At 71.6% G+C, this 24,846-nt stretch carries 21 protein-coding genes and 1 other RNA gene; 6 read left to right on the top strand and 16 right to left on the bottom strand.

Translation table 11 applies throughout. From position 1 onward, the window contains the following. Window positions 1–19 precede the first annotated feature (19 nt). Both IE98_RS50030 and IE98_RS0109500 read left to right on the top strand, forming a co-directional pair. Window positions 20–763, top strand: coding sequence for a zinc ribbon domain-containing protein (locus IE98_RS50030; protein WP_030267287.1), 744 nt, complete (start codon window positions 20–22; stop codon window positions 761–763). Then, the gene (locus IE98_RS0109500) at window positions 760–1,923 is read left to right on the top strand and encodes a bifunctional RNase H/acid phosphatase (RefSeq protein ID WP_420706175.1); all 1,164 of its coding nucleotides are present in this window, start codon (window positions 760–762) and stop codon (window positions 1,921–1,923) included. Before IE98_RS50030 ends, IE98_RS0109500 begins: the two co-directional genes overlap by 4 nt. 280 nt (window positions 1,924–2,203) lie before the next feature. Here the strand turns inward: IE98_RS0109500 and yaaA are convergent, their stop codons facing one another. Beyond that, window positions 2,204–3,004, bottom strand: coding sequence for a peroxide stress protein YaaA (gene yaaA / locus IE98_RS0109495; RefSeq protein WP_030267280.1), 801 nt, complete (start codon window positions 3,002–3,004; stop codon window positions 2,204–2,206). Window positions 3,005–3,194: 190 nt separating this feature from the next. On the opposite strand from yaaA, the gene IE98_RS0109490 reads away from it, so the two are divergent. The 4 genes from IE98_RS0109490 (at window position 3,195) to IE98_RS0109480 (ending at window position 7,889) form a co-directional block, all read left to right on the top strand. Continuing rightward, window positions 3,195–4,643: an RNB domain-containing ribonuclease gene (locus IE98_RS0109490; RefSeq protein WP_030267277.1), complete on the top strand. Its 1,449-nt coding sequence runs from the start codon at window positions 3,195–3,197 to the stop codon at window positions 4,641–4,643. A gap of 103 nt (window positions 4,644–4,746) precedes the next feature. Continuing rightward, window positions 4,747–6,177: a DHA2 family efflux MFS transporter permease subunit gene (locus IE98_RS0109485; RefSeq protein WP_043173833.1), complete on the top strand. Its 1,431-nt coding sequence runs from the start codon at window positions 4,747–4,749 to the stop codon at window positions 6,175–6,177. A gap of 13 nt (window positions 6,178–6,190) precedes the next feature. Then, window positions 6,191–6,595, top strand: an RNA gene (gene rnpB, locus IE98_RS44440) — RNase P RNA component class A. Between the two features lie 235 nt (window positions 6,596–6,830). Further along, window positions 6,831–7,889: a tyrosine-type recombinase/integrase gene (locus tag IE98_RS0109480; RefSeq protein ID WP_030267272.1), complete on the top strand. Its 1,059-nt coding sequence runs from the start codon at window positions 6,831–6,833 to the stop codon at window positions 7,887–7,889. Window positions 7,890–8,050: 161 nt separating this feature from the next. Here the strand turns inward: IE98_RS0109480 and IE98_RS0109475 are convergent, their stop codons facing one another. The 15 genes from IE98_RS0109475 to IE98_RS0109405 form a co-directional block, all read right to left on the bottom strand. Then, window positions 8,051–9,499: an NDP-hexose 2,3-dehydratase family protein gene (locus IE98_RS0109475; protein WP_030267270.1), complete on the bottom strand. Its 1,449-nt coding sequence runs from the start codon at window positions 9,497–9,499 to the stop codon at window positions 8,051–8,053. A 24-nt stretch (window positions 9,500–9,523) separates the two neighbouring features. Further along, entirely contained in the window at window positions 9,524–10,264 is a 741-nt protein-coding gene (fabG, locus tag IE98_RS0109470) for a 3-oxoacyl-ACP reductase FabG (protein ID WP_030267267.1), read from the bottom strand. Window positions 10,265–10,488: 224 nt separating this feature from the next. After that, window positions 10,489–11,181: a response regulator transcription factor gene (locus IE98_RS0109465; protein ID WP_159400866.1), complete on the bottom strand. Its 693-nt coding sequence runs from the start codon at window positions 11,179–11,181 to the stop codon at window positions 10,489–10,491. A gap of 181 nt (window positions 11,182–11,362) precedes the next feature. Next, window positions 11,363–12,121, bottom strand: a complete 759-nt coding sequence (gene fabG, locus IE98_RS0109460; protein ID WP_030267262.1) for a 3-oxoacyl-ACP reductase FabG — start codon at window positions 12,119–12,121, stop codon at window positions 11,363–11,365. 110 nt (window positions 12,122–12,231) lie between these two features. Beyond that, entirely contained in the window at window positions 12,232–12,432 is a 201-nt protein-coding gene (locus tag IE98_RS0109455; RefSeq protein ID WP_030267258.1) for an MbtH family protein, read from the bottom strand. A 36-nt stretch (window positions 12,433–12,468) separates the two neighbouring features. Continuing rightward, on the bottom strand, window positions 12,469–13,722 hold the full coding sequence (locus tag IE98_RS0109450; protein WP_030267256.1) for a cytochrome P450: 1,254 nt from the start codon (window positions 13,720–13,722) through the stop codon (window positions 12,469–12,471). A 4-nt stretch (window positions 13,723–13,726) separates the two neighbouring features. Beyond that, complete coding sequence (locus IE98_RS0109445; protein ID WP_052390334.1) at window positions 13,727–16,741, bottom strand: non-ribosomal peptide synthetase; 3,015 nt, start codon at window positions 16,739–16,741, stop codon at window positions 13,727–13,729. A 1-nt stretch (window position 16,742) separates the two neighbouring features. Further along, window positions 16,743–18,311: an ANL family adenylate-forming protein gene (locus IE98_RS0109440; RefSeq protein WP_052390333.1), complete on the bottom strand. Its 1,569-nt coding sequence runs from the start codon at window positions 18,309–18,311 to the stop codon at window positions 16,743–16,745. 34 nt (window positions 18,312–18,345) lie between these two features. Next, a complete protein-coding gene (locus IE98_RS0109435; RefSeq protein WP_078660885.1) occupies window positions 18,346–19,086 on the bottom strand; it encodes an SDR family NAD(P)-dependent oxidoreductase in 741 nt (246 codons plus the stop codon). A gap of 92 nt (window positions 19,087–19,178) precedes the next feature. Next, on the bottom strand, window positions 19,179–19,856 hold the full coding sequence (locus IE98_RS0109430) for a 4'-phosphopantetheinyl transferase family protein (protein ID WP_030267246.1): 678 nt from the start codon (window positions 19,854–19,856) through the stop codon (window positions 19,179–19,181). After that, window positions 19,853–20,704, bottom strand: a complete 852-nt coding sequence (locus IE98_RS0109425; protein ID WP_030267244.1) for a metallophosphoesterase family protein — start codon at window positions 20,702–20,704, stop codon at window positions 19,853–19,855. The genes IE98_RS0109430 and IE98_RS0109425 overlap by 4 nt, the downstream gene beginning before the upstream one ends. 273 nt (window positions 20,705–20,977) lie before the next feature. After that, window positions 20,978–22,300, bottom strand: a complete 1,323-nt coding sequence (locus IE98_RS0109420) for an aldehyde dehydrogenase family protein (protein WP_030267242.1) — start codon at window positions 22,298–22,300, stop codon at window positions 20,978–20,980. Between the two features lie 16 nt (window positions 22,301–22,316). Beyond that, window positions 22,317–23,648, bottom strand: coding sequence for a carotenoid oxygenase family protein (locus tag IE98_RS0109415; protein WP_234443473.1), 1,332 nt, complete (start codon window positions 23,646–23,648; stop codon window positions 22,317–22,319). A gap of 35 nt (window positions 23,649–23,683) precedes the next feature. Further along, window positions 23,684–24,457 (bottom strand): thioesterase II family protein, encoded by a 774-nt coding sequence (locus IE98_RS0109410; protein ID WP_063748893.1) that lies wholly within the window; start codon window positions 24,455–24,457, stop codon window positions 23,684–23,686. A 62-nt stretch (window positions 24,458–24,519) separates the two neighbouring features. Then, window positions 24,520–24,735, bottom strand: coding sequence for an acyl-CoA carboxylase subunit epsilon (locus IE98_RS0109405; protein WP_030267235.1), 216 nt, complete (start codon window positions 24,733–24,735; stop codon window positions 24,520–24,522). Between the last annotated feature and the right edge of the window lie 111 nt (window positions 24,736–24,846).

The raw sequence follows: 24,846 nt of genomic DNA, 5'->3' as shown, positions 1-24,846 counted from the left end.
CCACACAGGAGCTTCCCGCTTGAACGCCGCGCCCGCCGACCAGATCCGCCTGCTCGACCTGCAGGCCATCGACTCCCGCCTGGACCAGCTGGCCCACCGGCGCCGCAGCCTGCCCGAGCTCTCCGAGATCGAGAAGGCCGGAGCCGACCACACCGCCCTCAAGGACCTGGTCGTCGCCGCCCAGGCCCAGCTCTCCGACACCACCCGCGAGCAGACCAAGGCCGAGCAGGACGTCGAGCAGGTCCGTGCCCGCGCCGCCCGCAACCAGCAGCGGATGGACTCCGGCACCGTCGCCTCCCCGAAGGACCTGGAGAACCTCCAGCACGAGATCGGCTCGCTCGCCAAGCGCCAGTCCGACCTGGAGGACGTCGTCCTGGAGGTCATGGAGCGCCTGGAGTCCGCCCACGACCGGGTCACCGAGCTGACGGCCCGTCTGCAGCACTCCGAGGTCGTCCTCAAGGAGGCCGAGGAGCGCCGCGACGCCGCCTGGGGCGAGATCGACGCCGAGGTCGAGAAGACCGCCCGCGACCGCGAGACCGTCGCCAAGGTGATCCCCGCCGACCTGCTCAAGCTCTACACCCGCCTGCGCGAGCAGCAGGGCGGCGTCGGCGCGGCCCGCCTGCAGCAGCGCCGCTGCGAGGGCTGCCGGGTCGAGTTCGCCATCACCGACCTCAACGCCATCAAGGCCGAGCCGGCCGACGCGGTCGTCCGCTGCGAGAACTGCGGCCGCATCCTGGTGCGCACCGCCGAGTCGGGCGTCTGAGCGGCGTGTCCCCCCGCAGGTTCATCGTCGAGGCCGACGGCGGCTCCCGGGGCAACCCGGGGCCGGCCGGCTACGGCGCCGTCGTCCGCGACGCCGACACCGGTGCGATCATCGCCGAGGCCGCGGAGTTCATCGGCCACGCCACCAACAACGTGGCCGAGTACCGCGGCCTGATCGCCGGCCTGCGGGCCGCCCACGGCCTCGACCCGGACGCCTCCGTCGACGTCCGGATGGACTCCAAGCTCGTCGTCGAGCAGATGTCCGGCCGCTGGAAGATCAAGCACCCCGACATGCAGCCGCTGGCCGCCGAGGCCCGCACCGTCTTCCCGCGGGCCCAGGTCGCCTACACCTGGATCCCGCGCGAGCGGAACAAGGACGCCGACCGGCTCGCCAACGAGGCCATGGACGCCGGCCGGGCCGGCCGCCAGTGGGCGCCCCGGGCCGCCGCGGCCTCCGCCGTCCCGGCCGCCCCGGTCGAGGAGCCGCTGCCCGAACCGGCCGCCCCCCGCGCCGGCTGGGCCGCCCCCGCCGACCTCGGCACCCCCAGCACCTTCGTTTTGCTCCGGCACGGCGAGACCGCCCTCACCCCGCAGAAGCGCTTCTCCGGCAGCGGCGGCACCGACCCCGAACTCTCCGAGAAGGGCCGCTGGCAGGCCGAACGGGTCGCCGAGGCGCTCGCCGCCCGCGGCAGCGTCCAGGCGGTCGTCAGCTCGCCCATGCGGCGCACCCGCGAGACCGCGGAGGCCGTCGCCCGGCGGCTCGGGCTCGACGTCCGGATCGAGGACGGCCTGCGGGAGCTCGACTTCGGTGCCTGGGAGGGCCTCACCTTCGCCGAGGTGCAGCAGCAGTACCCCGACGACCTGAACGCCTGGCTGGCCTCCGCCAAGGCCCGGCCGACCGGCAGCAGCGAGAGCTTCGCCTCCCTCGCCCACCGGACGGGCGTCGCCCGCGACAAGATCCTCGCCCGCCACCCCGGCCGGACGGTCCTCGTCGTCTCCCACGTGAGCCCCATCAAGACCCTCGTCCGGCTCGCCCTCGGCGCCCCGCCCGACGCGGTCTACCGGATGGAGCTCTCCGCGGCCTCCCTCTGCGCCGTCCAGTACTACACCGACGGCAACGCCTCCCTCCGCCTCCTCAACGACACCAGCCACCTCCGCTGAGGCTGCCTGCCCGTAGGGAGAGTCCGGTCAGGGCCGCTGGGGGCGGAACTGCACAGTCCGGGGCGGGCTCACTCTGCAGGCACGGCGAGGTCAATCAGGGGCGCGGGGAACTGCGCAGTCCGGGGTCGGCCGAACCCGCAAAGCACGCCGATTCCGAATTGCGCAGTTCCGCAGCCGGCCTTCGGCCGGGAGGTGCCCCCAGCGCCTCTGACCGGCCCAGCCGTCCGCTGATCGGCTCGGCCATCCGCACCGGGCGCCCCTTGCGTGCTGCCCGCCGCGCCTAGTGGATCTCGGTGACGACGACGTCGAGCTGCCAGGGGCGGCGGGCGGTGCCGGGGGCGGAGACCTCGACGCGGTGGCCCAGGTCGGCGAGGGCGTCCACGAGTTCGCCGGGGGTGGCGGGTTCGGCGCCCGCGTTCAGCAGGTCCCGGACGATGCGCCCCTTGGTGGCCTTGTTGAAGTGGCTGACCACCGACCGCTTGAGTTCGCCGCCGACCTCGCGCTCGTGCAGCACCCGCACGGTCGCCGTCCGCCCCGCGACCTCCCCGGTCGGCTTCCACGCCGCCGCGTACGCGGAACTCCGCAGGTCGAGCACCAGCCCCGCCCCCGCCGCCTCCGGCAGGACCTCCGCGGTGGCGGCCCGCCAGTACGCCCCGAGTGCGCCGAGCGGCGGAAGCTTCACCCCCATCGAGCACCGGTACGGCGGGATCCGGTCGCCGATCCGCACGGCCCCCCACAGGCCGGAGAAGACCAGCAGCGTCCGCTCCGCCCGCCCGTAGGCCTCCTGGTCGAGCTTGGCGAGGCCCAGGTTGTCGAAGAGCACACCGGTGTACACCTCGCCGGCCGGCAGCGCCCCGGCCGTGGTCAGCCCGGTGTTGCGCGCGATCTCGCCACGCAGCCCCGGGGACAGCCCGAGCACCTCGGCGGCGGTGTCCCCGTCGCCGCGGCAGAGCCCGACGAGTGCGTCGAGCACGGCCCGCCGCGCCGTGGTCAGCCCCGGCAGCGACAGCGCCCCCAGGTCGACCGGTGCCCCCTCCGCCGACGCGGCCTTCCCCTCCGAGGGCGGCAACAGGACCAGCACGGCGGAACTCCTCAACACTTTGTGGCAGCGGACCCCGCCACTGTACTGGCGACCGGCAGCCCACCCCGAAGCCGTCCACCCTCCGCCCCCGCCGGGCGTCAACTCCCTGCCGCACCGCCGCACCGCCTCTGACCACCGGACGGGACGCGCCCGACGGGCCCGCCGGTGCGGGCCCGCTTACGCTGCGGTCATGCCGCGTCGACAACTGAGTGTCCGCACCGCCGACACCGCCCGGATCAACACCGAGCTCGCCGAGCTGCGCAGCCGGCTGGAGATCCGCACCGACTGGCCCGCCGAGGTGCTCGCCGAGGCGGACCGCGCGGCCGCCGTCCCCCGACTGCCGGACGCCGACGCGACCGACCTGGAGCTGTTCACCCTCGACCCCCCGGACTCCCTCGACCTCGACCAGGCGATGCACCTGGCCCGCCGCGACGGCGGCTACCGCGTCCACTACGCGATCGCCGACGTCGCCGCGTTCGTCGTCCCGGGCGGGGCGGTGGAGGCCGAGGCCCGCCGCCGGGTGCAGACCCTCTACTTCCCGGACGTCCGGGTGCCGCTGCACCCGCCCCGGATCTCCGAGGACGCGGCCAGCCTGCTGCCGGGACGGCTGCGCCCCGCGGTGCTCTGGCAGATCGACCTGGACGCGGACGGCGCCGTGGTGCTCGCCGACGTCCGCCGCGCCCAGGTCCGCTCCCGCCGCCGGCTGGACTACGCGGGCGTCCAGGAGGCGTTCGACGCCGGCACGGCCGACGAGCAGCTCCGGCTCCTCGCCGAGATCGGACGGCTGCGCGAACAGCAGGAGGCCGCCCGCGGCGGCATCAGCCTGCCCGTCCCCGAGCAGGAGGTCGAACCGGCCGACGGCGGCTACCGGCTCGTCTACCGCGCCCCGCGCCCGGCCGACGCCTGGAACGCGCAGATCTCGCTCCTCACCGGCATGGCCGCCGCCGACCTCATGCTCGACGCCGGCACCGGCCTGCTCCGCACCCTGCCCACCGCCCCCGAGGCCGCCTACGCCCGGCTGCGCCGGGTCGCCCGGGCGCTCGGCGTGGACTGGCCCGAGTCCACCACCTACCCCGGGCTGATCCGCTCGCTCGACCCCGCGGACACCCGCAACGCCGCCTTCCTGGAGGAGTGCACCGGCCTGCTGCGCGGCGCCGGCTACCACGCCTTCGACGCGGCCCGGGGCGTGCCGCCGCCCGCCGACCCGGGCCACGCCGCGCTCGCCGCGCCGTACGCGCACTGCACCGCGCCGCTGCGCCGCCTCGCCGACCGGTACGCGCAGGAGATCTGCGTGGCGGTCGCCGGCGGCACCGACGTGCCCGACTGGGTCCGGGACGAGCTGCTCGACGTGCCCGGGGAGATGGAGCGCGGCGACCGGCGGGCCCACGAGGTCGAGCGGGCCTGCGTCGACCTGATCGAGGCCGAGGTGCTGCGGGGCCGCGAGGGCGAGGACTTCGACGCCGTGGTGATCGACGTCGACGAGCGCAGGCCCGCCCGCGGAACCGTTCAGCTCGCCGATCCCGCCGTCGTCGCCAAGTGCGACGGCGAGGGGACCGGGCTGCCGCTCGGCGAACGCATCCGCGTCCGCCTCACCAGTGCCGATCCCACCACCCGAACCGTCCGCTTCGCACCCGTGTGAGCCGCCCGTGTCCCTGAGCCGACCCGTCCCGCCGTCGCCCGGTCCCGGCTACGACGGCCCCGCCGCCCGTCCGCCCGCCCCCGCGGGCGACCGGCGCCGCCGCCTGCTCGTCCTGGCGGTCTGCTGTCTCAGCCTGTTCATCGTCAGCCTCGACACCACCGTGGTGAACGTCGCGCTGCCGGCCGTCCAGCACGACCTCGGCGCGCCAGCCTCCGGCCTGCAGTGGGTGATCGACGCCTACACGCTGGTGCTCGCCGCGCTGCTGATGCTCTCCGGATCGGTGGCCGACCGCGTCGGCCGGCGGCGGATCTTCCTGACCGGCCTGTTGGTCTTCGTCCTCGGCTCGCTGCTGTGCAGCCTCGCGCCGAGCCTGGGCTGGCTGATCGCCTTCCGCGGCCTGCAGGCGGTCGGCGGCTCGATGCTCAACCCGGTGGCGATGTCGATCATCACCAACACCTTCACGAACCCCCGGGAGCGGGCCCAGGCGATCGGCGTCTGGGGCGGCGTGGTCGGCATCTCGATGGCGCTCGGCCCGCTGATCGGCGGCTTCCTGGTGGACAGCGCGGGCTGGCCGGCGATCTTCCTGGTCAACGTGCCGATCGGCCTCGCCGCCTTCGTGCTGACCGTGCGGTACGTGCCCGAGTCCCGCTCGCCGCGGCCGCGCCGGCTCGACCCGGTCGGCCAGGTGCTGATGATGCTGCTGCTCGGCTGCGGTACCGCCGCGATCATCGAGGGCCCCGGCCACGGCTGGACCTCCCCGCTGATCCTGGCGCTGGCCGGGGTGGCACTGGGCGCGCTCGTCCTGCTGCCGATCTGGGAGTCGCGGGTGCGCGAGCCGCTGATCGACCCGCGGTTCTTCGCCAGCATCCCGTTCGGCGGCGCCACCGTCACCGCGGTCTGCGCGTTCGCCTCGCTCGGCGGCTTCCTCTTCCTCAACGCGCTGTACCTGCAGGAGGTGCGCGGCTACGACCCGGTGCAGGCCGGGCTGTTCACGCTGCCGATGGCCGTGATGATGCTGGTCTTCGCACCGGTGTCCGGGCGGATCGTCGGACGCTCCGGGCCGCGGATGCCGCTGGTCTGCGCGGGCGCCGCACTGGCCGCCAGCGGGCTGCTGCTGACCCGGGTGGCCGCGGACTCGCCGCCCGCGCTGGTGCTCGGCGCCTACGCGCTCTTCGGACTCGGCTTCGGGCTGGTGAACGCGCCGATCACCAACTCGGCGGTCTCCGGCATGCCGCTCGCCCAGGCGGGGGTGGCCGCCGCGGTCGCCTCGACCAGCCGCTCGGTCGGCCAGTCGCTGGGCGTGGCGGTGATCGGCACGGTGGTCACCTCGGCGCTGGCCGGCCCGGTCGCCGCCGGCTTCGCGGAGGCCAGCCACGCCGGCTGGTGGATCGTCACCGCGCTCGGCCTCGCCGTGATCGGACTGGGCCTGGCCACCACCACACCGCGGGCCGCGGCGAGCGCCGCCCGGGTCGCCGCCCGGCTCGACCCGGCCCGGGCCGGTGTGCCGGGCGGGGCGCCCGAGCGGCTACGATGACCACTACGGCGGACGAGCCGGCCGGGCGGTCGCGACGGGTCCTTCACGGGGCCCGCCGAGGAACGTCCGGGCTCCACAGAGCAGGGTGGTGGGTAACGCCCACCCGGGGTGACCCGCGGGACAGTGCCACAGAAAGCAGACCGCCCACCGCTTCGGCGGCGGGTAAGGGTGAAACGGTGGTGTAAGAGACCACCAGCGACCGAGGTGACTCGGCCGGCTCGGTAAACCCCACCTGGAGCAAGGTCAAGATCGGTGCCCCTCGGGGTGCCGTGCGCGGATGTTCGAGGGCTGCTCGCCCGAGTCCGCGGGTGGACCGCACGAGGCTGTCGGCAACGGCAGCCCTAGATGGATGGCCGCCTCCCCGGGCCGCGCAAGCAACCCGGGAGACAGAACCCGGCGTATAAGGCCGACTCGTCCGTCGCCTGGCTCAAAAGGCCCCCTGGCCTGCAAATATGCAGGTCGGGGGGCCTTTTGCATGTCCGCCGGAGGACGTTCGCACTCCTGCCTGGTCGAGCCTTCCCGGCCTGTTTCTCGGTGTCGTGCGGCGATCGTGTGGCGATGAGAGGCCGCTCGGGCGTGGCCTCTCGCAGCGGTTCTGTCCACCTCGGGGGCCGTCGGTCGTTAGAGCCTCTGGGCGAACGGAGGAGTGACCTGTGGACACCACCGAAGAAGAGACGTACGAGCGCCGTGTGCCCGAAGCCGCGTCGCCGGGGGTTGCCGTCCGCCCGGGACACCTCCGGACGACCTTCCTGGAGTGGTCGCAGCAGTGGATCACCTCGAAGGAGCGGAGGCCGGGAACTCAGGGCTCGTACGAGATCAACCTCCGGAAGCACATCCAGCCGGCCTTCGGCGGCATGCTCCTGCACCGGATCGAGACGCCTCACGTACAGGCGTGGGTCAACGGGCTGAAGGCGAAGGGGCTGGCACCCCGCACGGTGCACCTGATCTACAAGACGTTCCGGGCCTGCATCAACAGCGCCGTCCGAAAGCGCGTACTGCTCCACTCGCCGTGCGTGGACATCGACCTCCCCGAAGTGAAGAAGAAGCGGTTCGTCCCGGCGACGCGAGAGCAGGTGTGGGCTCTGCATCAGGCCATGCCCGCGCACTCCCGGGCCCTGATCATGGTCGGAGTCGGCTGCGGCCTGCGTTCTGGTGAGGCCCTGGGCCTGTGCGAGGACGTCATCGACTTCGATTCCGGCGTGCTCGTCGTGCGCCGCCAGGTCATCAAGGTGAAGTCGCAAGCTCGACTGGTCGAGTACAACAAGAGCGCGACCTCGCACATGCGAGAAGTTCCTCTGCCGGCCTTTGCTCGCAAGGCCCTGCTGCTGCACCTTGGCACTCAGGGCGTGTTGGCCACGCCGGACGGTCACCGCGTTCTCTTCCGGTCGTCCCGGGGGAAGCTCTTCCGGCGGGACGCCTTCTACAAGACGTTCAAGAGGGCGCTGAAGGAGACGGGCCTTCCCGAGGGCTTCCGCTTCCACGACCTCCGTCACACCTTCGCCTCCCACGCCCTCGATCAGGGCGTGCCTGAGTCCACGGTGCAGCTCTACATGGGTCACGCGTCGACCGAGGAGCTGAAGGGCACCTACCACCACCAGGTGAAGGGGGCCGCGGCCCGCGACCGGGCCGCCCTTGAGGCGGTGTTCTCCGGTGGGACCTATGAAGTGGAGGCCCCGGCCGGCATGGAGGTGGACGAGGACGCAGACGAGTGAATGTCCGGCGTACAGGCCGACTCGTCCGTCGCCAGGCCTACGGAAGGCCCTCCGGTCAGCACATGTGCTGACCGGAGGGCCTTCCCCGTGTCGCCGGGGGCGGATCCCGTCCGGCCGGACCCTCGCGGCGACGGCACGGGGCGGCCGCCGCACCACGGTGGTCACCAGATGGTGTGCAGGCCGGCCAGGAGGCTGCGGGTCTGGATGTTCAGGTAGTTGCTGTGAGCCAGCAGCACGGTCATCTGGTTCACCGTCATCCAGCGGAACCCCGGGGGTTCCTCGAGGTCGAACTCCTCCCCGACCTCGATGATCTGGTAGCGGTTCTCGGCGTGGTGGAAGCGGCCGCCCTCCTCCGACTGCACCACGTCGTACCGCAGCCGTCCGGGTTCGGCCCGCAGCACCAGGTCGAGGAAGGGCGGGCGTTGCTCCTCCGGGACGTCGCGGAAGTTGCCCGGCAGGCACTGCACCGTCGGGCCGAGCTCCGCGACGTTGAGCACCCCGGCCTCCAGCCGGGCCCGGAGCAGCAGGTGCAGCACTCCGTCGATCCGCCGGACGATCATCGCGACCCGGCCGCACTCGACGGGCGCCAGGAGCGGCTGGGTCCAGCTGGAGACCTCCCGGTTGGGGGCTTGGACGTCGGCCGCGATGATGGTGAAGTACTTCCCCGTCTCGTGGCCGATCACGTCGGCCGACACGTGCCAGTGTTCGACCTCCCGGAGCGGCACGCTGCGCTGGACCAGCGCGTGGCGGGTCTTGAGATCGGTCAGCCAGCTCAGGATCTCGCCCGTACCGTGCACGGACCCCTGGTCGGCCGACATCGACCGCACCAGCCCCTCCCGGAACGGGCCGGCCGAGCCGCATCGGGCAGGGCCGTTGGGTGCGTCGAACGGGATGCAGGACAGCACGGTCCGGGCGTCCATGTTGACGATGTTGTCCTGGAGGAGGAGCTGATGGATCTGGCCGACGGTCAGCCAGACGAAGTCCTCGTGCGGCGGGACCTCCTCGGTGACCTCGACGATCATGTTCCGGTTGCGCTTGCGCAGGAACCAGGAGGCCTGCTCGGACTGGAGCGAATCGACGAGGACCCGACCGCGCTCCGGGTCCCTGAAGTACTCGATGAAGGTGATCCCGCGTCCGCCGTGCACTCCGGTGAAGTTGCTGCGAGTGGCCTGCACCGTCGGTGAGAGCTGGATGGTGTTGAGGTTCCCGGGTTCCATCTTCGCCTGCATCAGGCAGTGCAGCACGCCGTCGAATTCCTTGACGACGATCCCGAGGATGCCGATCTCGGGCTGGTTGATGATCGGCTGCGCCCACGAGGAGTGGTGACCCCAGTTCGTCTCGACCCGGAGTCCTTCGACGGTGAAGAACCGGCCGCTGGTGTGGCCCAGGTTCCCGGTCTCCGGGTGGAACTGCCAGCCGCGCATGTCCTTGAACGGTATGCGGTTGACCTCGAACCGGTTGCGGACCCGCTGGTCGGCGAACCAGCGGCGGAAGACGTCGTTGGGCGTCACCGCGGACTCGAGGAGGGACGCCGAACTCGTGAAGCGGCGGCCGCTGTCCACGGACTCCCTGGCGGAGCGCTCCGTGCGCAGTGTCTTGGTGGGGCTCATACCTGTACTCCTCATGTAAGGACGTCAGATCGAAAGGCCGCCATCGATCTGGAGCACCGAGCCGGTGACGTACTCCGCGGTCACCAGGTACGCGACCGCGTCGGCCACCTCGTCGGGCCGGCCCATCCGGCCGAGTGAGACGCCGGCGACGGCCTTGCTCCGCAACCCGTCGGAAAGTCCGGCCACCATGTCGGTCTCGATGAACCCGGGAGCCACCGCGTTGACGCGGACCGCGTACCGGCCGACCTCTTTCGAGAGGGCCTTCGTGAATCCGATGATTCCGGCCTTGGAGGCGGAGTAGTTCGCCTGGGTAGAATTCCCGTGCACGCCGGCCACCGAAGAGATGTTCACAATGCATCCGGACTTTCGCTTCAGCATTCCGAAGACGGTGGCGCGGCAGACGTTGAACGTGCCGCTGAGATTGACGTCGATGACATCCTGCCAATCCTTGTCCGGCATCATCACCAGTGGCCCGTCGCGCACGATCCCGGCGGAGGTCACCACCACGTCGATCGGACCGAGCGAGTTCTCGACGTCACGCACCCATTCCCGAACCTGTGCCGCATCTGCTACATTGACCCGACGATGCGAAGCCCGCCCCCCGAGTTCAGTCACGGATTTTGCCAGGTCATCGGCGGCCTCTGATTCGCGCTGGTAGCAGAACGCCACATCGAATCCATCGCGGACCAACCGCAGCACCACGGCCCGGCCAATGCCGCGTGAGCCGCCCGTCACCAGGGCGATACGCCGGACACTGTGGCTCATCATGCAACTCCCCGTTGTCGTCGATCCGGTCGGGACTCAAATCGCCGGACATTACGCAACAGCCTCGTGGGAGTCGCTGCGGAGCACAAGCAGCGGTCCTCTAATTTTTCGCTAGCTTATGACAAGCGCTCATTACCTGCACAGCCGACGGCGCCATTGCCGTCCGCTGCGACAGCAGGAGATCCGTTCACCGTTCGGGCATCCGCCACGCAGGACGGGCCCGCTCAGGCCGCCTCTTCCTCCGAGGCCCGGTGGCCGGCCAGCCGGAAGCCGACCCCGCGGACGGTTTCGATGAGCATGGGCATCCTCAGCTTCTTGCGGAGCCCCGTCATGTGGACACCGAGCGTCCGCGTGTCCCCGGCGCCGTCGTGCCCCCAGACCTCGCTCATGATCTGCTCGCGCGTGCACACCCGGCCGGGGTTCGTCGCCAGCAGTGCCAGGACGTCGAACTCCTTGCGGGTCAGCATGACCTCGTGGCCGTTTCTCAGTACCGTCCGTCGGTTCATGTCGATGCGGATCGGCCCGAACTCGTGGACCTCGTCGTCCGGCTCGGCCCGGAGACCCCAGGAATTCCGGGCGCGCCGGTTCACCGCCTCGATCCGGGCGGCCAGTTTGCGCAGGCTGCAGGGTCGCACGACATAGTCGTCGGCTCCCAGCTTGAAGCTCAGTACCTGGTCGAATTCGTCGTCCTGCAGGCCCATGACAATGACCGGCACATGCGAAGTGGCCCGAATGGCCCGGCACACCTCGAATCCGTCGACGTCCGAGAGCGTGAGGTCGAGCAGTACCGCGTCGACATTCCTACTCTTTTCGAGTGCCGGACGTACGTTGCTTTCCTGTTGAACCTGGAACCCCTTGCTCCCCAGCCCTTCCGCCAGTTCCCCGGCGAATTCAAGATCGTCGGCAACAATCAGCACCTGCGTCATTGTCCCCCGCTTTTCTGGACGTGTCGCGGCTTCTCCCCCATAGCGACCCAACGCTCTGTCGTCAATCGGTCAGAAGCATCAGTTTTGCCCAGCTTACAGCGGATCCTTGTGGTGTCAAGATCGTTTGGCCGTGGACGAATGTCAGCCATTCCCGCCAATCGGGAGATCGACGCTATCGAGGTCCTCCGTCCACGTAGATGGTCTGTCCAGTTAGGTACGCTGCGTCGGCACTTGCCAGGAAAGCCACCGCGCCGGCGATGTCCGACGGCGAGCCGACCCTGCGCAGCGGCACCCGCGAAGCCACCTCCTCCTGCAGCCGCGCAGGGTCGGTTCCCAGCCGGCGGGCCGTGTCGTCGGTCATCGCGGTGGCGATGAAGCCGGGGGCCACCGCGTTGACCGTGATCCCGTGCGGACCGAGTTCGGCCGCCAGGGTGCGGGTGAGTCCCTGGACGGCGGCCTTGGCGGTCGCGTAGTTGGCCTGACCCGGGTTGCCCGAAGCCGCGACGGAGCTCAGGTTGACGATCCGCCCCGAGCCCTGCCGCACCATGTGCCGCTGTGCTGCGCGGACCGTCCGGAGGGCGCCGTGCAGATGCACGTCGATGACGGTGTCCCAGTCCTCGTCGGTCATCATGAAGACCAGGCCGTCCCGGGTGACCCCGGCGTTGTTGACCAGGACGTCCAGGCGGCCGAACTCCTCGGCCGTGCGGTCGATCGCCGCCTCCACCTGGTCGGTGGCCGTGACGTCGCAGCCGATGCCGATGCACCGGCCGCCGGCGGCGCGGATCGACGCGACGGTGTCCGCGGTGTCCGCCTCGATCCTTTCCACGACGGCCACGGCAGCGCCCTCCAGGGCGAGGCGTTCGGCCGTGGCCGCACCGATGCCCCGTCCTGCTCCGGTGACGACGGCGACGGTGTCGGCGGCGAGGGCCATGCGTGGTCCTTCCTGTGCGGGGCTGTCGGTGGCTGTCGGGCTCCGGTCGCGGATCGAGTCGTGACCGCCGACCCGGCCGGATCCGGACGTCGCCCGGACCGGCGGCCCTCCTACGGGCGGGGCAGGCTCTTCGGACGCAGGTCGGTCCATGTGGCTTCGATGTGCGCGAGGCACGTCGAGCGATCGCCTGGCCCCAGTGCGACCCGCCATCCGGCCGGCACGTCGGCGAATCCGGGCCAGAGCGAGAACTGCTCCTCGTCGTTGCGCAGTACCAGGTAACTGCCGTCTTCGTCGTCGAACGGGTTGGCCATGACCTCCACCTTTCCGCAGGGGTTCTTGAGCGACCGTCAGGCCGTCTTCGGCATGTGGCCGCCATCGGCCTTGAGGGACACCGGCAGCGAACTCATGCCCTGCAGGACGCTCGAGTAGATCCACTTCTCGGGCGCCGTCTGCTCGAAGTCGGAGACCGTGCGGCGCAAGCCGTCCAGCACCGCCTCGACCTCCATGCGGGCGAGGAAGTGGCCGAGGCAGTAGTGCGAGCCGGTGGCGAACGTCAGGTGCTTGTTGGGCGTACGGTTCAGGTCGAACCTGTCCGCGTCCGGGAAGACCCGCTCGTCCCGGTTGGCCGAGGCGAACCAGACGCTGACGATGTCACCGGCCTCGATGAGCTGCTCGCCGTTCACCACGGTGTCCGCGGTGGCGTAGCGGCCGCCGTGCAGCGGCGGCACGGTCCACCGCAGGACCTCGTCCGTGGCGGTCTTCAGGTCCGCGTCGCCCCGCTTGAGCGCCTGCCACTGGTCCCGGTGCTCCATCAGCGCGAGCAGCCCGCCGGTGATCGCGTGGCGGCCGGTCTCGTCACCTCCGATGATCAGTCCGTAGCAGTTGGCCATGAGCTCGGCGGCGTTGAGCGGCACGCCGTCGATCGTGCTGTTGGCCAGCAGGCTCACCACATCCGTCTCCTCGCTGCCCCGGCGGGTCTCCGCCAGGTCCGCGAAGTAGAGGAGGATCTCGTTCTTGGCCACCGAGCCCTCCTCGGGCGGAGCGTCGGCGTAGTCCGAACTCAGGACGTGACCGGTGAGGTTGAGCAGGTACCTCCGGTCCGCCTCCGGAACGGCGAGCAGGTCGCAGATCGCCGCGAGCGGGACGTTGCCCGACACGTCGGTCGCGAAGTCGCAGTCCCCACCGGCTGCCGCGTCGGCCAGGAGCCGGTCGACCGTCCTCGTCAGGGTGTCCTTGATCTTCATCAGCATCCGCGGCGAGAACGCCCTCGTCAGGATGGAGCGCATCTGGGTGTGCCGGACGCCGTCGGTCACCGCCAGCATCGTGCGTGAGGCCGAGTCGCCGCCGGCGACCAGCATCGGCAGGACGTTGCCCTTCTCGGCGGTGAAGTTCTCCCGGTCCTTGTACACGGCGGTGGCGTCGGCATGGCGCGTGACCACCCAGAAACCCGGCTGCGAACCGCGCGGACGCTGCCAGTGGAACGGGCGCTGCTCCCTCAGGTGGCGCCACACCTCACTGAGATCGTTCTCTGCGTGCAGCCTGGGGTCCGCCAGGTCGATGTTCTCGAGCTCGTGCGGCGGGACTACGGGTAGTGCGGTCATCGTCTTACCTTCCGTTTCCGTCCGTCGGGGCCGCCGCCCGTGCCGGTGACCGGTCGACACCGCGCGCCACCGCGGCGAGCGCTTCGACGGTCGGGTTCATGACGAGGTCCTTCGGCGAGATCGCCAGACCGGCCTTCCGCGCCTTCTGGATCACGGCGATCGCCACCATGCTGGTGCCGCCGAGCTCGAAGAAGTTCCTGTCGGCGTCCACCGGGGGCACGCCGAGCACTTCGCCGAAGATCGCGCTCAGTGCCTTCTCCTCCGGGGAGACGGGAGCCCGCCCGGTCGACCCGGATTCGATCGCTGGCTCCGGCAGTGCCCGACGGTCGAGCTTGCCGCTCGGCGTCAGGGGAAGCGAGTCGATCAGGACGTAGGCGCCCGGAACCATGAAGTCGGGCAGGAAGCGTCCGGCGTGCCGGCGGAGCTCAGCCGTGGTCGGTGCGGTGCCGGCGGGGATCAGGTAGGCGACGATCCGCCGTGCGCCGACCCGGTCCTCGCGGATCACCGCGACGGCCCGGGCGACCGCGGGGTGCGCGGCGAGGGCGGCCTCCACCTCCCCGAGTTCGATCCGGAACCCGCGCAGTTTCACCTGCTCGTCGGCGCGGCCGAGGAAGTCGAGGGCCCCGTCCGGCCGTCGGGACACCACGTCACCCGTCCGGTACATGCGGGAGCCGTCGGCGGCGAACGGGTCGGCGACGAATCGCTCGGCGGTCAGCGCCGGCCGCCCGAGGTAGCCGCGTGCGAGCCCGGCACCGGCCACGTAGAGCTCACCGGGCACCCCCGCGGGCACCGGGCGCAGTGCCCGGTCGAGCACGTAGCACGCCGTGCCGGTGATGGGCCCGCCGATCGGCGGCGTCGCCGCGGCCGACAGCGGTTCGCTCATCGTGGCGCAGACGGTCGCCTCGGTCGGGCCGTAGGCATTGATCACTCGACGGCCTGCCGCCCAGCGTCCGACGAGGTCGGCGGAGGCGGCCTCGCCGGCGAGCACGAGGGACCGCAGCTCCGGCAGCGTCTCGGGCGCCACGCTGGCCGCAGCGACCGGCGGAAGGACCGCGTGGGTGATCCGTCCGTCGATCAGGACGTCGGACAGGGTGTCGCCGGCCAGAACGGCGGCGGGCGGAATGACCAGGGTGGCCCCGGCGTCGACGGTCGCGAGGAGTTCCGTCAGGAAGGCGTCGAAGCTCGGAGACGCGAACTGCAGGATCCTGCTCTCCTCATCGACGTCCATCCGCTCGACCTTGGCCGCCGCGAGGTTGGCGAGGCCGGCGTGGGTGACCGCGACGCCCTTCGGCCTGCCGGTGGATCCCGAGGTGTAGATGACGTAGGCGAGCGCTGCGGTCGACAGCGGGGCCCCGCCGTCGAAGTCCCCGAGGTCCTCCTCGGACAGCCGGTCCGTCTCGGCGACGACGGCGTCATCGTCCAGCAGGACGTGCCGGGGTCCCTGCGGCAGCCCGTCCGCCGCCGCCCGGTCGGTGCACAGCAGCACGGGGCCGGCATCGGCCACCATGTAGGCGATGCGATCGGCGGGGTAGCCGGGGTCGATCGGCAGGAAGCCCGCGCCCGTCTTGGCCACTGCCGCAATCGCGACCACCATCTCGATCGAGCGGGGCAGGGCCAGCGCCACCAGTCGCTCCGGTCCGGCACCGCGGGCGGCCAGGAACCGTGCCAGCCCGTTGGCGCGACGGTTCAGCTCGCCGTACGAGAGGGTCTCGTCACCGGAGACCAGCACGGTGTTGTCCGGACTGCGTCGGACCCTGCGCTCCACCAGCTCCGCCAGGGTGACGGCAGGCACGCTCCGGTCGGTGCGGTCCGAGTCGCGCAGGATCCCGCGCGACTCGTCGTCGTCGAGCATCCGCACTCGGCCGACGGGCCGCCCGGGCTCATCGGCGATCGCGTCGAAGATCCGGCGCAGCACGTCCAGCACCCGCTCGGCCTCGGCGCGGGGGAACAGATCGGGCCGGAAGTCCAGTACCAGCCGCAGCCCGTCGTCCGTGCGGCGAACGACCAGGGCGAGTGCGGCGCCGAAGTCCTCGTGCTGCTCCACGGCGACGATGCGCAGCTCGGGGAGGGCGCCGAAGTACCCCGCCGGATCGGGATCCGCGTCCTCGAGCACCGCGACGGTGTCGAAGAGCCCGTGCCGGCCGGCGAGGGCATCGATCTCCGCCGCGCGCAGCGGCGTGTGCTCGGCGATCCGTGCCTGTTCCTGCTCCAGCCGGGACAGCACCTCCACGAGGGGCTCGCCCGCGCTCCACCGCACGGCCACCGGCAGGACGTCGGAGAAGCCGCCCACCATCGACTCGATGCCGGGGAACCTCGGCGGGTCCGCGTGGACGCCGCCGAAGACGACCTCTCGACGGTTGGTCAACCAGCCCAGCAGCAGTCCCCACGCACCCTGGACCACCGTGGTGAGCGACAGCTGGTGGTCACGCGCCCGGGCGAGGACCCGGGCGCCGACGTCGGCCGGGAGTTCGCAGGCGACCCGCTCGGTGGCCGTCGGCCTCCCCGCGGGGACGGTCCGTGCCACCAGGGTGGGTTCGTCCGCCGCGGCGAGCCTCCCGCGCCAGGCGTGTTCGGCGGCGGCCCGGTCCCGCCCGGCCACCCACGCGTCGTAGTCCTCGGTGGACGTCGGCACGGGCACGTCGGCCACCTCGACGGGCTTGACGTACCAGTCGAGCAGTTCCCCGAGGAGCAGGCGATGGGACCGGGCGTCGAGCACCGTGCGATCACTGGTCAGGCGGAGCCGATGGGTGGTGGCTCCCAGCCGCACCAACGTCAGCCGGAGCGGGACTCCGGCGGCCGTGCGCTCCTCCGAGTCGAGCCGGTCCAGCTCGGCCCGGCGGCGTTCCTCGTCCAACCCGCTCAGGTCGACGGCGCGCCAGGACAGGCCTGCGGCGGACACGGGGTGACGCTTCGCCAGGACGGTGGCGGCGACGGCGAGCGCCGCTTCGTCGGCAGGGCCCTCGACATCGACCGACGACACCACACTGCCGGGCAACATGGCCATGTTGTTCTCCGTCATCTCAGGACTCCTCTTCACCGGGGGTGGCCGCGAAACGCGCCGCGGCATCCGCACGGAGCCGCAACTTGTCCGGCTTCCCGAGGCCGACGAGCGGCAGGCTCTTCCGCAGCTCGACGTCGCTGGGAGCGTGATTGGCGCTGAGGCGGCCGACGACGTGCTCGCGCAGTTCGTCGGGAGCGACCTCCGCGCCCCCGCGCAGGACGACCGCGGCGCAGATCCGCTCGACGCGGTCGGCGTCCGCCACCCCGAACACCGCCGCCTCCGCGACGGCGGGGTGCTCCATCAGGGCGTGCTCGACCGAGGCGGGATAGACCTTGATCCCGTTCGCCTTGATCACGTCCGCGATCCGGCCGTGCAGGTGGAGGTAGCCGGCGTCGTCGAGGTGCCCGATGTCCCCGGTGTGGATCCGCCCGTCCCGCACGGTGCGCGCGGTCCGCTCGGGGTCGTTCCAGTAGTGGTCCATCGCCCAGGGCGAGTCGACGCACACCTCGCCGGACTCGCCGGGCGGCAGCACCCGGTCGTCCTGCGGGTCCCGGATGGTCACCCGGAGCCATTCGAGCGGGCGCCCCACCGTCGCGCGCAGGGCGTCGTCCCCGTGCTCGTGCGGCAGGAGCCAGCTGATCATGTTGGTCTCGATCGTGCCGTAGACCTGCATGAGCACGGGCCCGAAGACCTTCGCGGCCACCGCCAGCCGCTCGGGCGAGGCGGGCAGGCCGGTGTAGAAGAGGTCGCGCACGCTCGACAGATCGGTCCGCGCCGTGTCCGGGTGGTCCGCCAGCGCGTACAACTGCGGGGCGGCCAGCACGAGTCGGTTGACTCCGTGCAGGGCCACCGTCCGCAGGACCTCCGCCGGGTCGAAGCCCGGCAGCAGCACGACCGTGCCGCCGGGAACCATCACGTCGTCGGCCGCGAACCCGCTGGAGTGGGTCAGGGGTGCGGTGATCAGGCTGGTCGCCTTCTGCGCCCGGAGGGCGGACGCCGTGATCATCTCGTTCTTCACCCTGAACGACCAGCTCGCCCCCTTGGGCCGGCCGGTCGAGCCGCTGGAGTAGGTGACCACCGCGATGTCACCGCTGCGCGCCGTGTCCAACCGGAAGGCGTCCGCAGGAAGGGCCGTCAGGTCGACGACGTCGCCGCCCAGGTCGCCGAAGCCGGCGAGCAGAGGGCGGACCGCCGTCGTGCCGCAGATCGCCCGCGCACGGCCGAGATTGGCCTCGTCCACGGTGATCATCACGGGTGCCGCCTCGGCCGCGATGCCGCCCTGCGAGTCCGTCGAGAGCTGGTCGGCAGGATCGACGGCGTTGACACCGGCGAGGTGGACCACCGTGGCGCCGAGCAGATTCGCGGCGTAGCGCGACACCAGGGTCGCAGGGGTGTTCGGGTCGGTCAGGACGCCGACCACGCTTCCCACCCCGACACCGTGCGTGCGCATCACCGCGGCCGCCGAGGTGACCGAGTCGGCCAGTTCGCCGGCCGTCGTGGGCACGTCGCGGTGGACGAGCCGTACGCCGGAGGGGTCGGCCCGGAAGGCGTCCAGGATCTGACGGACATAGTGCTCGTTGCCCTGCAAAAGACAGTCTCCAATCCAGCTGGCGGGGCGTGGTTCAGACCATTTCCTCGTCGCCCACGTGGACGACCTGACCGGTCACCGATGACGCCCCGTCGCCGACCAGGAGGGGCACCGCCGCAGCGACCCGGGCCGCGTACCGCGTCGCGGCCGCACCGGCGCTCCGTGGGGCGGCACCGGTTCGGATGTCCGCGGCGGGGGGTGCGGGCGCGACGGCGTTCACCGTGATCCCGAACGCCCGCAGCTCCAGCGCGATCGTCCTGGTGAACCCTTCGAGGCCGGCCAGTACGGTCGAGTGGTCGTGCGGCCCGTCGGTCGCGGGGGCGGACACGTCCGCGATGTTGACGATCCGCCCCCGGCCCTGCCTGATCATGGGATCGATCACCGAGCGGCTGACCACGAACAGCCCTCGGAGGGGGCGGCCGGCCAGCGCGCGCCAGTCCTCGTCGGAGATCCGGCCCAGTGGGCCGCGGACGGTGGCGGCGACGGTGTTCACCAGGACGTTCGGATCGCCCAGCTCGGCGCACACGCGACCGAGCGCGGCATCGACCGAAACGGAATCGGCGACATCGGTCCGGACGGCCATGGCCCGTCGTCCGGTCTCCCGTACCCGATCGACGGCCTCCGCGCCGGCGGTGCCGTCGGGCCGGAGCATCGCAACGTCCCAGCCGAGCTCCGCCAATTGCACCGCAACGGCGGTGCCCGAACCCTGCGCTGCGCCGGCGACAATCGCGACAGGAGCCATGTGCCGATCCTCCTCGAATTTACCGCCGCCCATTATGCGACGACTTTTAAAAAGGTTCGGCGCACCCTGCAAGCAGCCTCTTCGAATATCGACGAGAACTCAAGCGCCCAGTGACTAAGCTTTCGCTAAATCTCTGCTGCGCCGGCGGCGGTCACGGTGATCGCCGTGAGGAGGAGTCCGTTCCCGACCAGCCAGCGCCCGTCGAACCCCGGCAGCCGGGCCCCGGCGACGACCGGGCCCGGGACCAGCAGCCGGGCCCGGAACGTTCCGGCGTCCGGATCGATGGTGATCGAGGCTTCCTCGAAGTCCAGCCACTGGTGGGTGAGCGGGAACCACGCCTTGTACACGCTCTCCTTGGCGCTGAACAGCAGCCGGTCCCAGCAGATCTCCGGCCTGCGGGCCGTGAGGCCGGACAGTCTGGCCCGTTCCTCGGGGAGCGCGAAGACGTCCAGCTCACCGCCGGGCAGCGGCCGGTGGGGCTCGGCGTCGAGGCCGATCGTCACCAGGTCGGCGGCGCGTGCGACGGCGGCCGCCCGGTAGCCCGCGCAGTGGGTCATCGAGCCGACGACGCCGTCGGGCCAGGCCGGCGCGCCCCGGAGCCCGGGGAGGATCGGGACGGGGGCGATCCCGAGCCCGGACAGGGCCGTGCGGGCGCACGCCCGCACCGTGCCGAACTCCCTCCGCCGGCCGTCCACCGCGCGCGTGATCAGTGCCTGCTCCTCGGCGAAGAGCGCGGGCGGATCCACCGGGTCGGCGAAGGCCTGGACGGCCACGACCGGCGGCGCCAGCAACTGCTCGATCATCCGCCGCTCCGCGCTGCAGCCGCCTCGGAAAGGACCCGGACCAGGCGCCCCGGCGCCGTGGGCCGGGGCTGCCACTCACCGGGGTAGCCGAGCGAGACCTCGAGGTGCGGCACCCCGTCCTCGTGGAAGAGCGAAGGGATGTGCAGGTGCCCGTAGACGACCGCCGCCGCACGGAACCTGCGGTGCCAGTCCGCGGTGGCCTCGGTGCCGCACCAGAGGGCGAACTCCGGATGGCGCAGCACCCCGGTGGGCCGCCGCACCAGGGGGAAGTGGTTGACCAGGACGGTCGGCAGCGCCTCGTCCACGGCGGCCAGCCGCGCCTCGGTGATCTCGACACGTGCGCGGCACCAGGCGGTCCGGCTCGGGTACGGGTCCGGGTGCAGCATGAACTCGTCGGAGCAGATCACCCCGGCGTTCTCGGCGATGGCGAGCGCCTCCTGCGCGTCCCGGGCGCCGACGGGCCGGAAGCTGTAGTCGTAGAGGACGAAGAGCGGTGCGACGACGGCCGGACCGCCCGCGCCCTCCCACAGCGGGTACGGGTCCTCGGGAGTGAGGACGCCGAGCCTTCGGCACAGCTCAACGAGGTGGCGGTAGCGGGCCTCGCCGCGCAGCTGCACCGGGTCGTGGGGCGGGGTCCACAGCTCGTGGTTGCCCGGAGCCCAGACCACCTTCGCGAAGCGGCCCGCCAGCAGCGACAGCGCCCACTCGACATCCGCAACGGTGTCACCGACGTCCCCGGCGACCAGCAGCCAGTCGTGGTCCGATTCGGGGCGCAGCGTTTCGACGATTCTCCTGTTGTCCGGGAACCGGACGTGCAGATCGCTGATCGCCACCAGGCTGCCCTGCATACTCACCGGTCCTGCCCTTTCGAACGCTTCACCGGACATGCGATTCATTGCGGGAGCAGCGAATACCGGCGGGCGGTTCCTATTCCCGCAGTCGGACCGGCGGAACGGGTTCACCGGCGCATTCCGATTCGACACGCTCGCCGATATTGCACGGTATCGATCATAGGGATCGGTAACGGTGCGAACAAGCAGCTCAGTTCTAGTAGGCCGTTAAGTCGACTTAGTCTCGGCCCCGCACATCGGCCGGTCGGCCGGCCCCTCGAAGGCCCGGGGTCAGCGCGCCGGCACGTCGAGCACGGTCTTGCGATGGCTGAAGGCGGCCAGGGAGTGCGCGCCCCGGTAGCTGCCCGTCCCGCTCTGCCCCACCCCGCCGAACGGCAGCGCGGGGTCCAGGACCTGCGCCATCGGCAGGCCGACCACGAGACTGCCCGAGGCCGTCTCCTCGGCCAGCCGGCGCCGGACCTCCGCGGAGTCCGTGAAGCCGTACACCGCGAGCGGCTTGTCCCGCTCGTTGATGAAGGCGATCGCCTCGTCCACCCCGGACACCTCGACGATCGGCAGGACCGGACCGAAGATCTCCTCCTGCATCACCGGCGCATCGGCCCGCACGTCGGCCAGCACCGTCGGTGCGATGAACCGGTTCTCCCGGTCGTGGCGGCCGCCGACGACGACCCGGCCGGAGTCGAGGAGCCGGACGATGCGGTCGAAGTGCCGCAGGTTGATGATCCGCCCGTACCCCGGCGAGGTCTCCGGCTCGGTTCCGAACATCTTGTCGAGCGTCCGGGCGAGCTCGACCTCCAGCGCCCGCGCCGTCCCGGGGTCGGTCAGCACGTAGTCGGGTGCGACGCAGATCTGGCCCGCGTTGGCGAACTTGGCCCGGGCCAGCCGTGCCGCCGTGGCTGCGAGGTTCGTCCCGCGGTCGACGAACACCGGCGACTTGCCGCCCAGTTCCAGGGTGACCGGGGTGAGGTGCTCGGCCGCAGCGCGCATGACGATCCGTCCGACGGCGCCGTTCCCGGTGTAGAAGACGTGGTCGAAGCGTTGGGCCAACAGCGCGGTGGTCTCCGGCACCCCGCCCTCCACCACGGCGACCGCATCGGCGTCCAGGTAGTGCGGGATCAGCCGGGCCAGGAGCGCCGAGCAGGCGGGCGCCACCTCGCTGGGCTTGGCCACCACCGCATTGCCGGCGGCCAGGGCGCCGGCGACCGGGACGAGCAGCAGCTGCACGGGGTAGTTCCACGGTGCCATCACCAGCACCACTCCCAGGGGGTCGTACCGGAAGTGGGCCGTCGAGCCGGGAGGACACCCGGTCACGTCCACGGGCACCGGACGCAGCCACTCCGCCAGGTTCGCCAGGATGTGGTCGATCTCGCGGATCGTGAACCCGATCTCCGCCGCGTAGGCCTCGGTCCGGCTCTTGCGCAGGTCGGTGTGGAGTGCCGCGGCCAAGTCCTCCACGTGGTCGCGCAACAGGGTCCGCAGCCGGGTGAGCTGCTCGGTCCGCCACTCCAGTGAACGGGTGCGGCCGGTGCGGCAGGCGGCGCGGAGACGGGCGACGACGTCCTCGGGCTGCTCCGGGGCAGATGCGTGTGGCAAGGGACCTTCCGTTCGGTCAGGCCGGGTCGGCGATCCAGCTCCCGTGGAATCCGAGCGGGACCCGGGCGGGCAGGTGCACGGTGGCGAGGGGCTCACCCGTGAAGTCCTCCGCGGACAGGACGACGAGGTCGCTGGCGCCGCGGTCGGGGTCGTGGACGTAGGCGAGCAGGTAGCCGCCGTCCTCCGCACCCGCGGACGCGCGGGGGACGAAGACCGGCTCACCGGTGTAGTGGCCGCGGCCCAGGGAGCGGACCGCAGTGGATCCGGCGGAGAAGTCGTGTTTGAGCAGCGCGTCGCCGTACGCCCGATCGGGCAGGCCCTCCAGGTCGTCGTCGGGACCGAAGTAGGAGTGCATGTCGGGGACCACGGCCGCGTATCCGAAGCGGTGAGGGGCCGAGACCACGGCCGGGTTGACGCCGGGGAACTCCTGCGGGCGGTCGTCCAGGCGGGTCTCCGTGACCCTGCCGCTCACCGTGTCGACGACCCAGCGGTCGAGCGTGGGCAGTGAATTGCCGTCCAGCCGGAGGCCCGTGTACATGCGGGGGTAGCGGATGACGTCGACGATCACGCGGTCGCCGTCGTCGTAGGCGTTCAGGGTGTGGAAGACCCAGCAGGGGGCGATGTCGAACCAGCGCACCTCGGTCCCGTGCCTCGGCAGGAGCCCGATCCTGGCTCCCCGGTTCTCCCGCCAGTCGTACACCAGGGGTTCACCGGATGCCGCGGCCACCAGGCTGTTGACCACCGGCAGGTCGTAGAGGACGACGTACTTGCCGGTGAGCGCGAAGTCGTGCATCACCGGGCGGTGCGGCGCGGGGACGTTCACGATCCGGGTGACCATGCCGGCGGGTGAGATCACCGAGTACTGCACGAACTCGGCCCGCGTCGCATAGGCGACGGCATGGAGTTCACCGGTCTGCGGGTCGAGCTTGGGGTGCGCCGAATATCCCGCCGGGAGCGTGCCGCGGAAGTCGCACGGGCCGACGGTGTCGAGGTCCTCGGTCAGTTCGTACGGCCGGAAGCCGTTCTCGACCAGGGCGAGGATCCGTCCGGCGTTCTCGATCACGTGGGTGTTGGGGGCGAAGTCCGATCCGGGGAAGCGGGAGCCCCGGCGCACCTTCTCCCCGAAACCCCTCGCCACGGCGGCGGATCGGACCCACCGGTTCCGGTACCACTCGGCGCGGCCGTCCCGCAGCCGCACCCCGTGCACCATGCCTTCCCCGAGGAACAGGTTGAGGCGCGGATCGTCCAGGCGCAGCGGATTCGGACCGATGCGCAGGTAGCGACCTTGCAGCTCGTCGGGGATCCGGCCGGTCACCGGCAGGTCGAAAGCGGTGACCTCCTCGCTCACCGGAGTGAAAGCTCCCTGGTAGGGGGCCTTGCTGCTCACCGGACGACTCCTCTCGTGGTGTCCCCGGCCAGGGCGCAGGACTGCAGCGTGGCGGCGATGTCCGCCAGGAGCACACGCCCGTTGGACGGGAGGAAGGGGAAGAAGTGGCCGCCGGCCAGGGTCCTGGAACGGAAGCCACCGGTGGTGAAGTCGCGCCACCCCGGCAGCGTGGACGCGGGGACCAGCGGGTCGTCGGCACCGGCGTAGGCGGTGAGCGGCAGGCCGAGCCGGACACCGTCCAGCCCGAGAAGAGCGCTCCGGGCCAGCACCAGGTCGTGCGCCAGCACGTAGTCGGCCGTGGAGTGACCGCTGCCGGTGTCCAGGGCCCGTAGCGGCAGCCGGTGCCGGGTGAACATCAGCTCCAACCCTTCCGGCGAGTCCAGCGGAACCGCGAAGTCGAGCGCGTCGGGACCCGGGATCCCGGCGGTCAGGACGAGGCCGGCGCACGGGCCGGGGCGGTGTGCGGCGACCGTCACGGCGAGCAGGGAGCCCATGCTGTGACCCCAGTAGAGGGTGGGGAGCGGCGGGAGGGCCGCCAGCTCGCTGCCGATCCCCTGGACCGCGGCGGCGAGCGGTCCGGTCGGCGTCTCGTCGGCGCGGCGCTCACGGCCGGGGAGGGTGACCCCGATCAGCTCGACGTCACCCGGCAGCCCTGACAGCAGGCGTGCGTAGGTGCGCGGCCCCGCACCGGCGTGGGGGAAGACCACGAGTCTGGAACGGCTGTGCGTCGCAGGACGCAGGTGCCCGGTCCAGACGGACGGTGAATGCATGCTGGTGGTCCTCACGGGCAAGGGCCGGGCGGGCTGCGCGGCAGGATCCGAAAGCGGGGGGCCTAGGAGGCCGTTCGCCAACTGCGGGGCCCCTGGAAGCCGTTGACACGCTCCAGGCGGCGCCAGCGGGCGGTGGCGCGTCGGCCGTCGGCGTCCGCCGACCGGTCGGGGCCGCCGTGGCGGATCCGGGCCAGGAGGACGGCGGTGATCACCGCGAGCTCCTCGGGTCCGGGCCGTCCTCTCTCCACTCGGACGGCGTTGAGCATGACGTCGGCCATCGAGGCCTCCTCTACATCGGTGGGTTGCCGTGCTTGCGGCTGGGCAGGTCGGCGTGCTTGGTGCGGAGCATGGCGAGCGAGGCGGCGAGCACCTGGCGGGTTTCGGCGGGG

Source organism: Streptomyces sp. NRRL B-24484 (assembly GCF_000717715.1).
GTDB lineage: Bacteria > Actinomycetota > Actinomycetes > Streptomycetales > Streptomycetaceae > Kitasatospora.
Note: the sequence above shows the minus strand (reverse complement) of the source record. Positions and strands in the feature narration are given on the sequence as shown.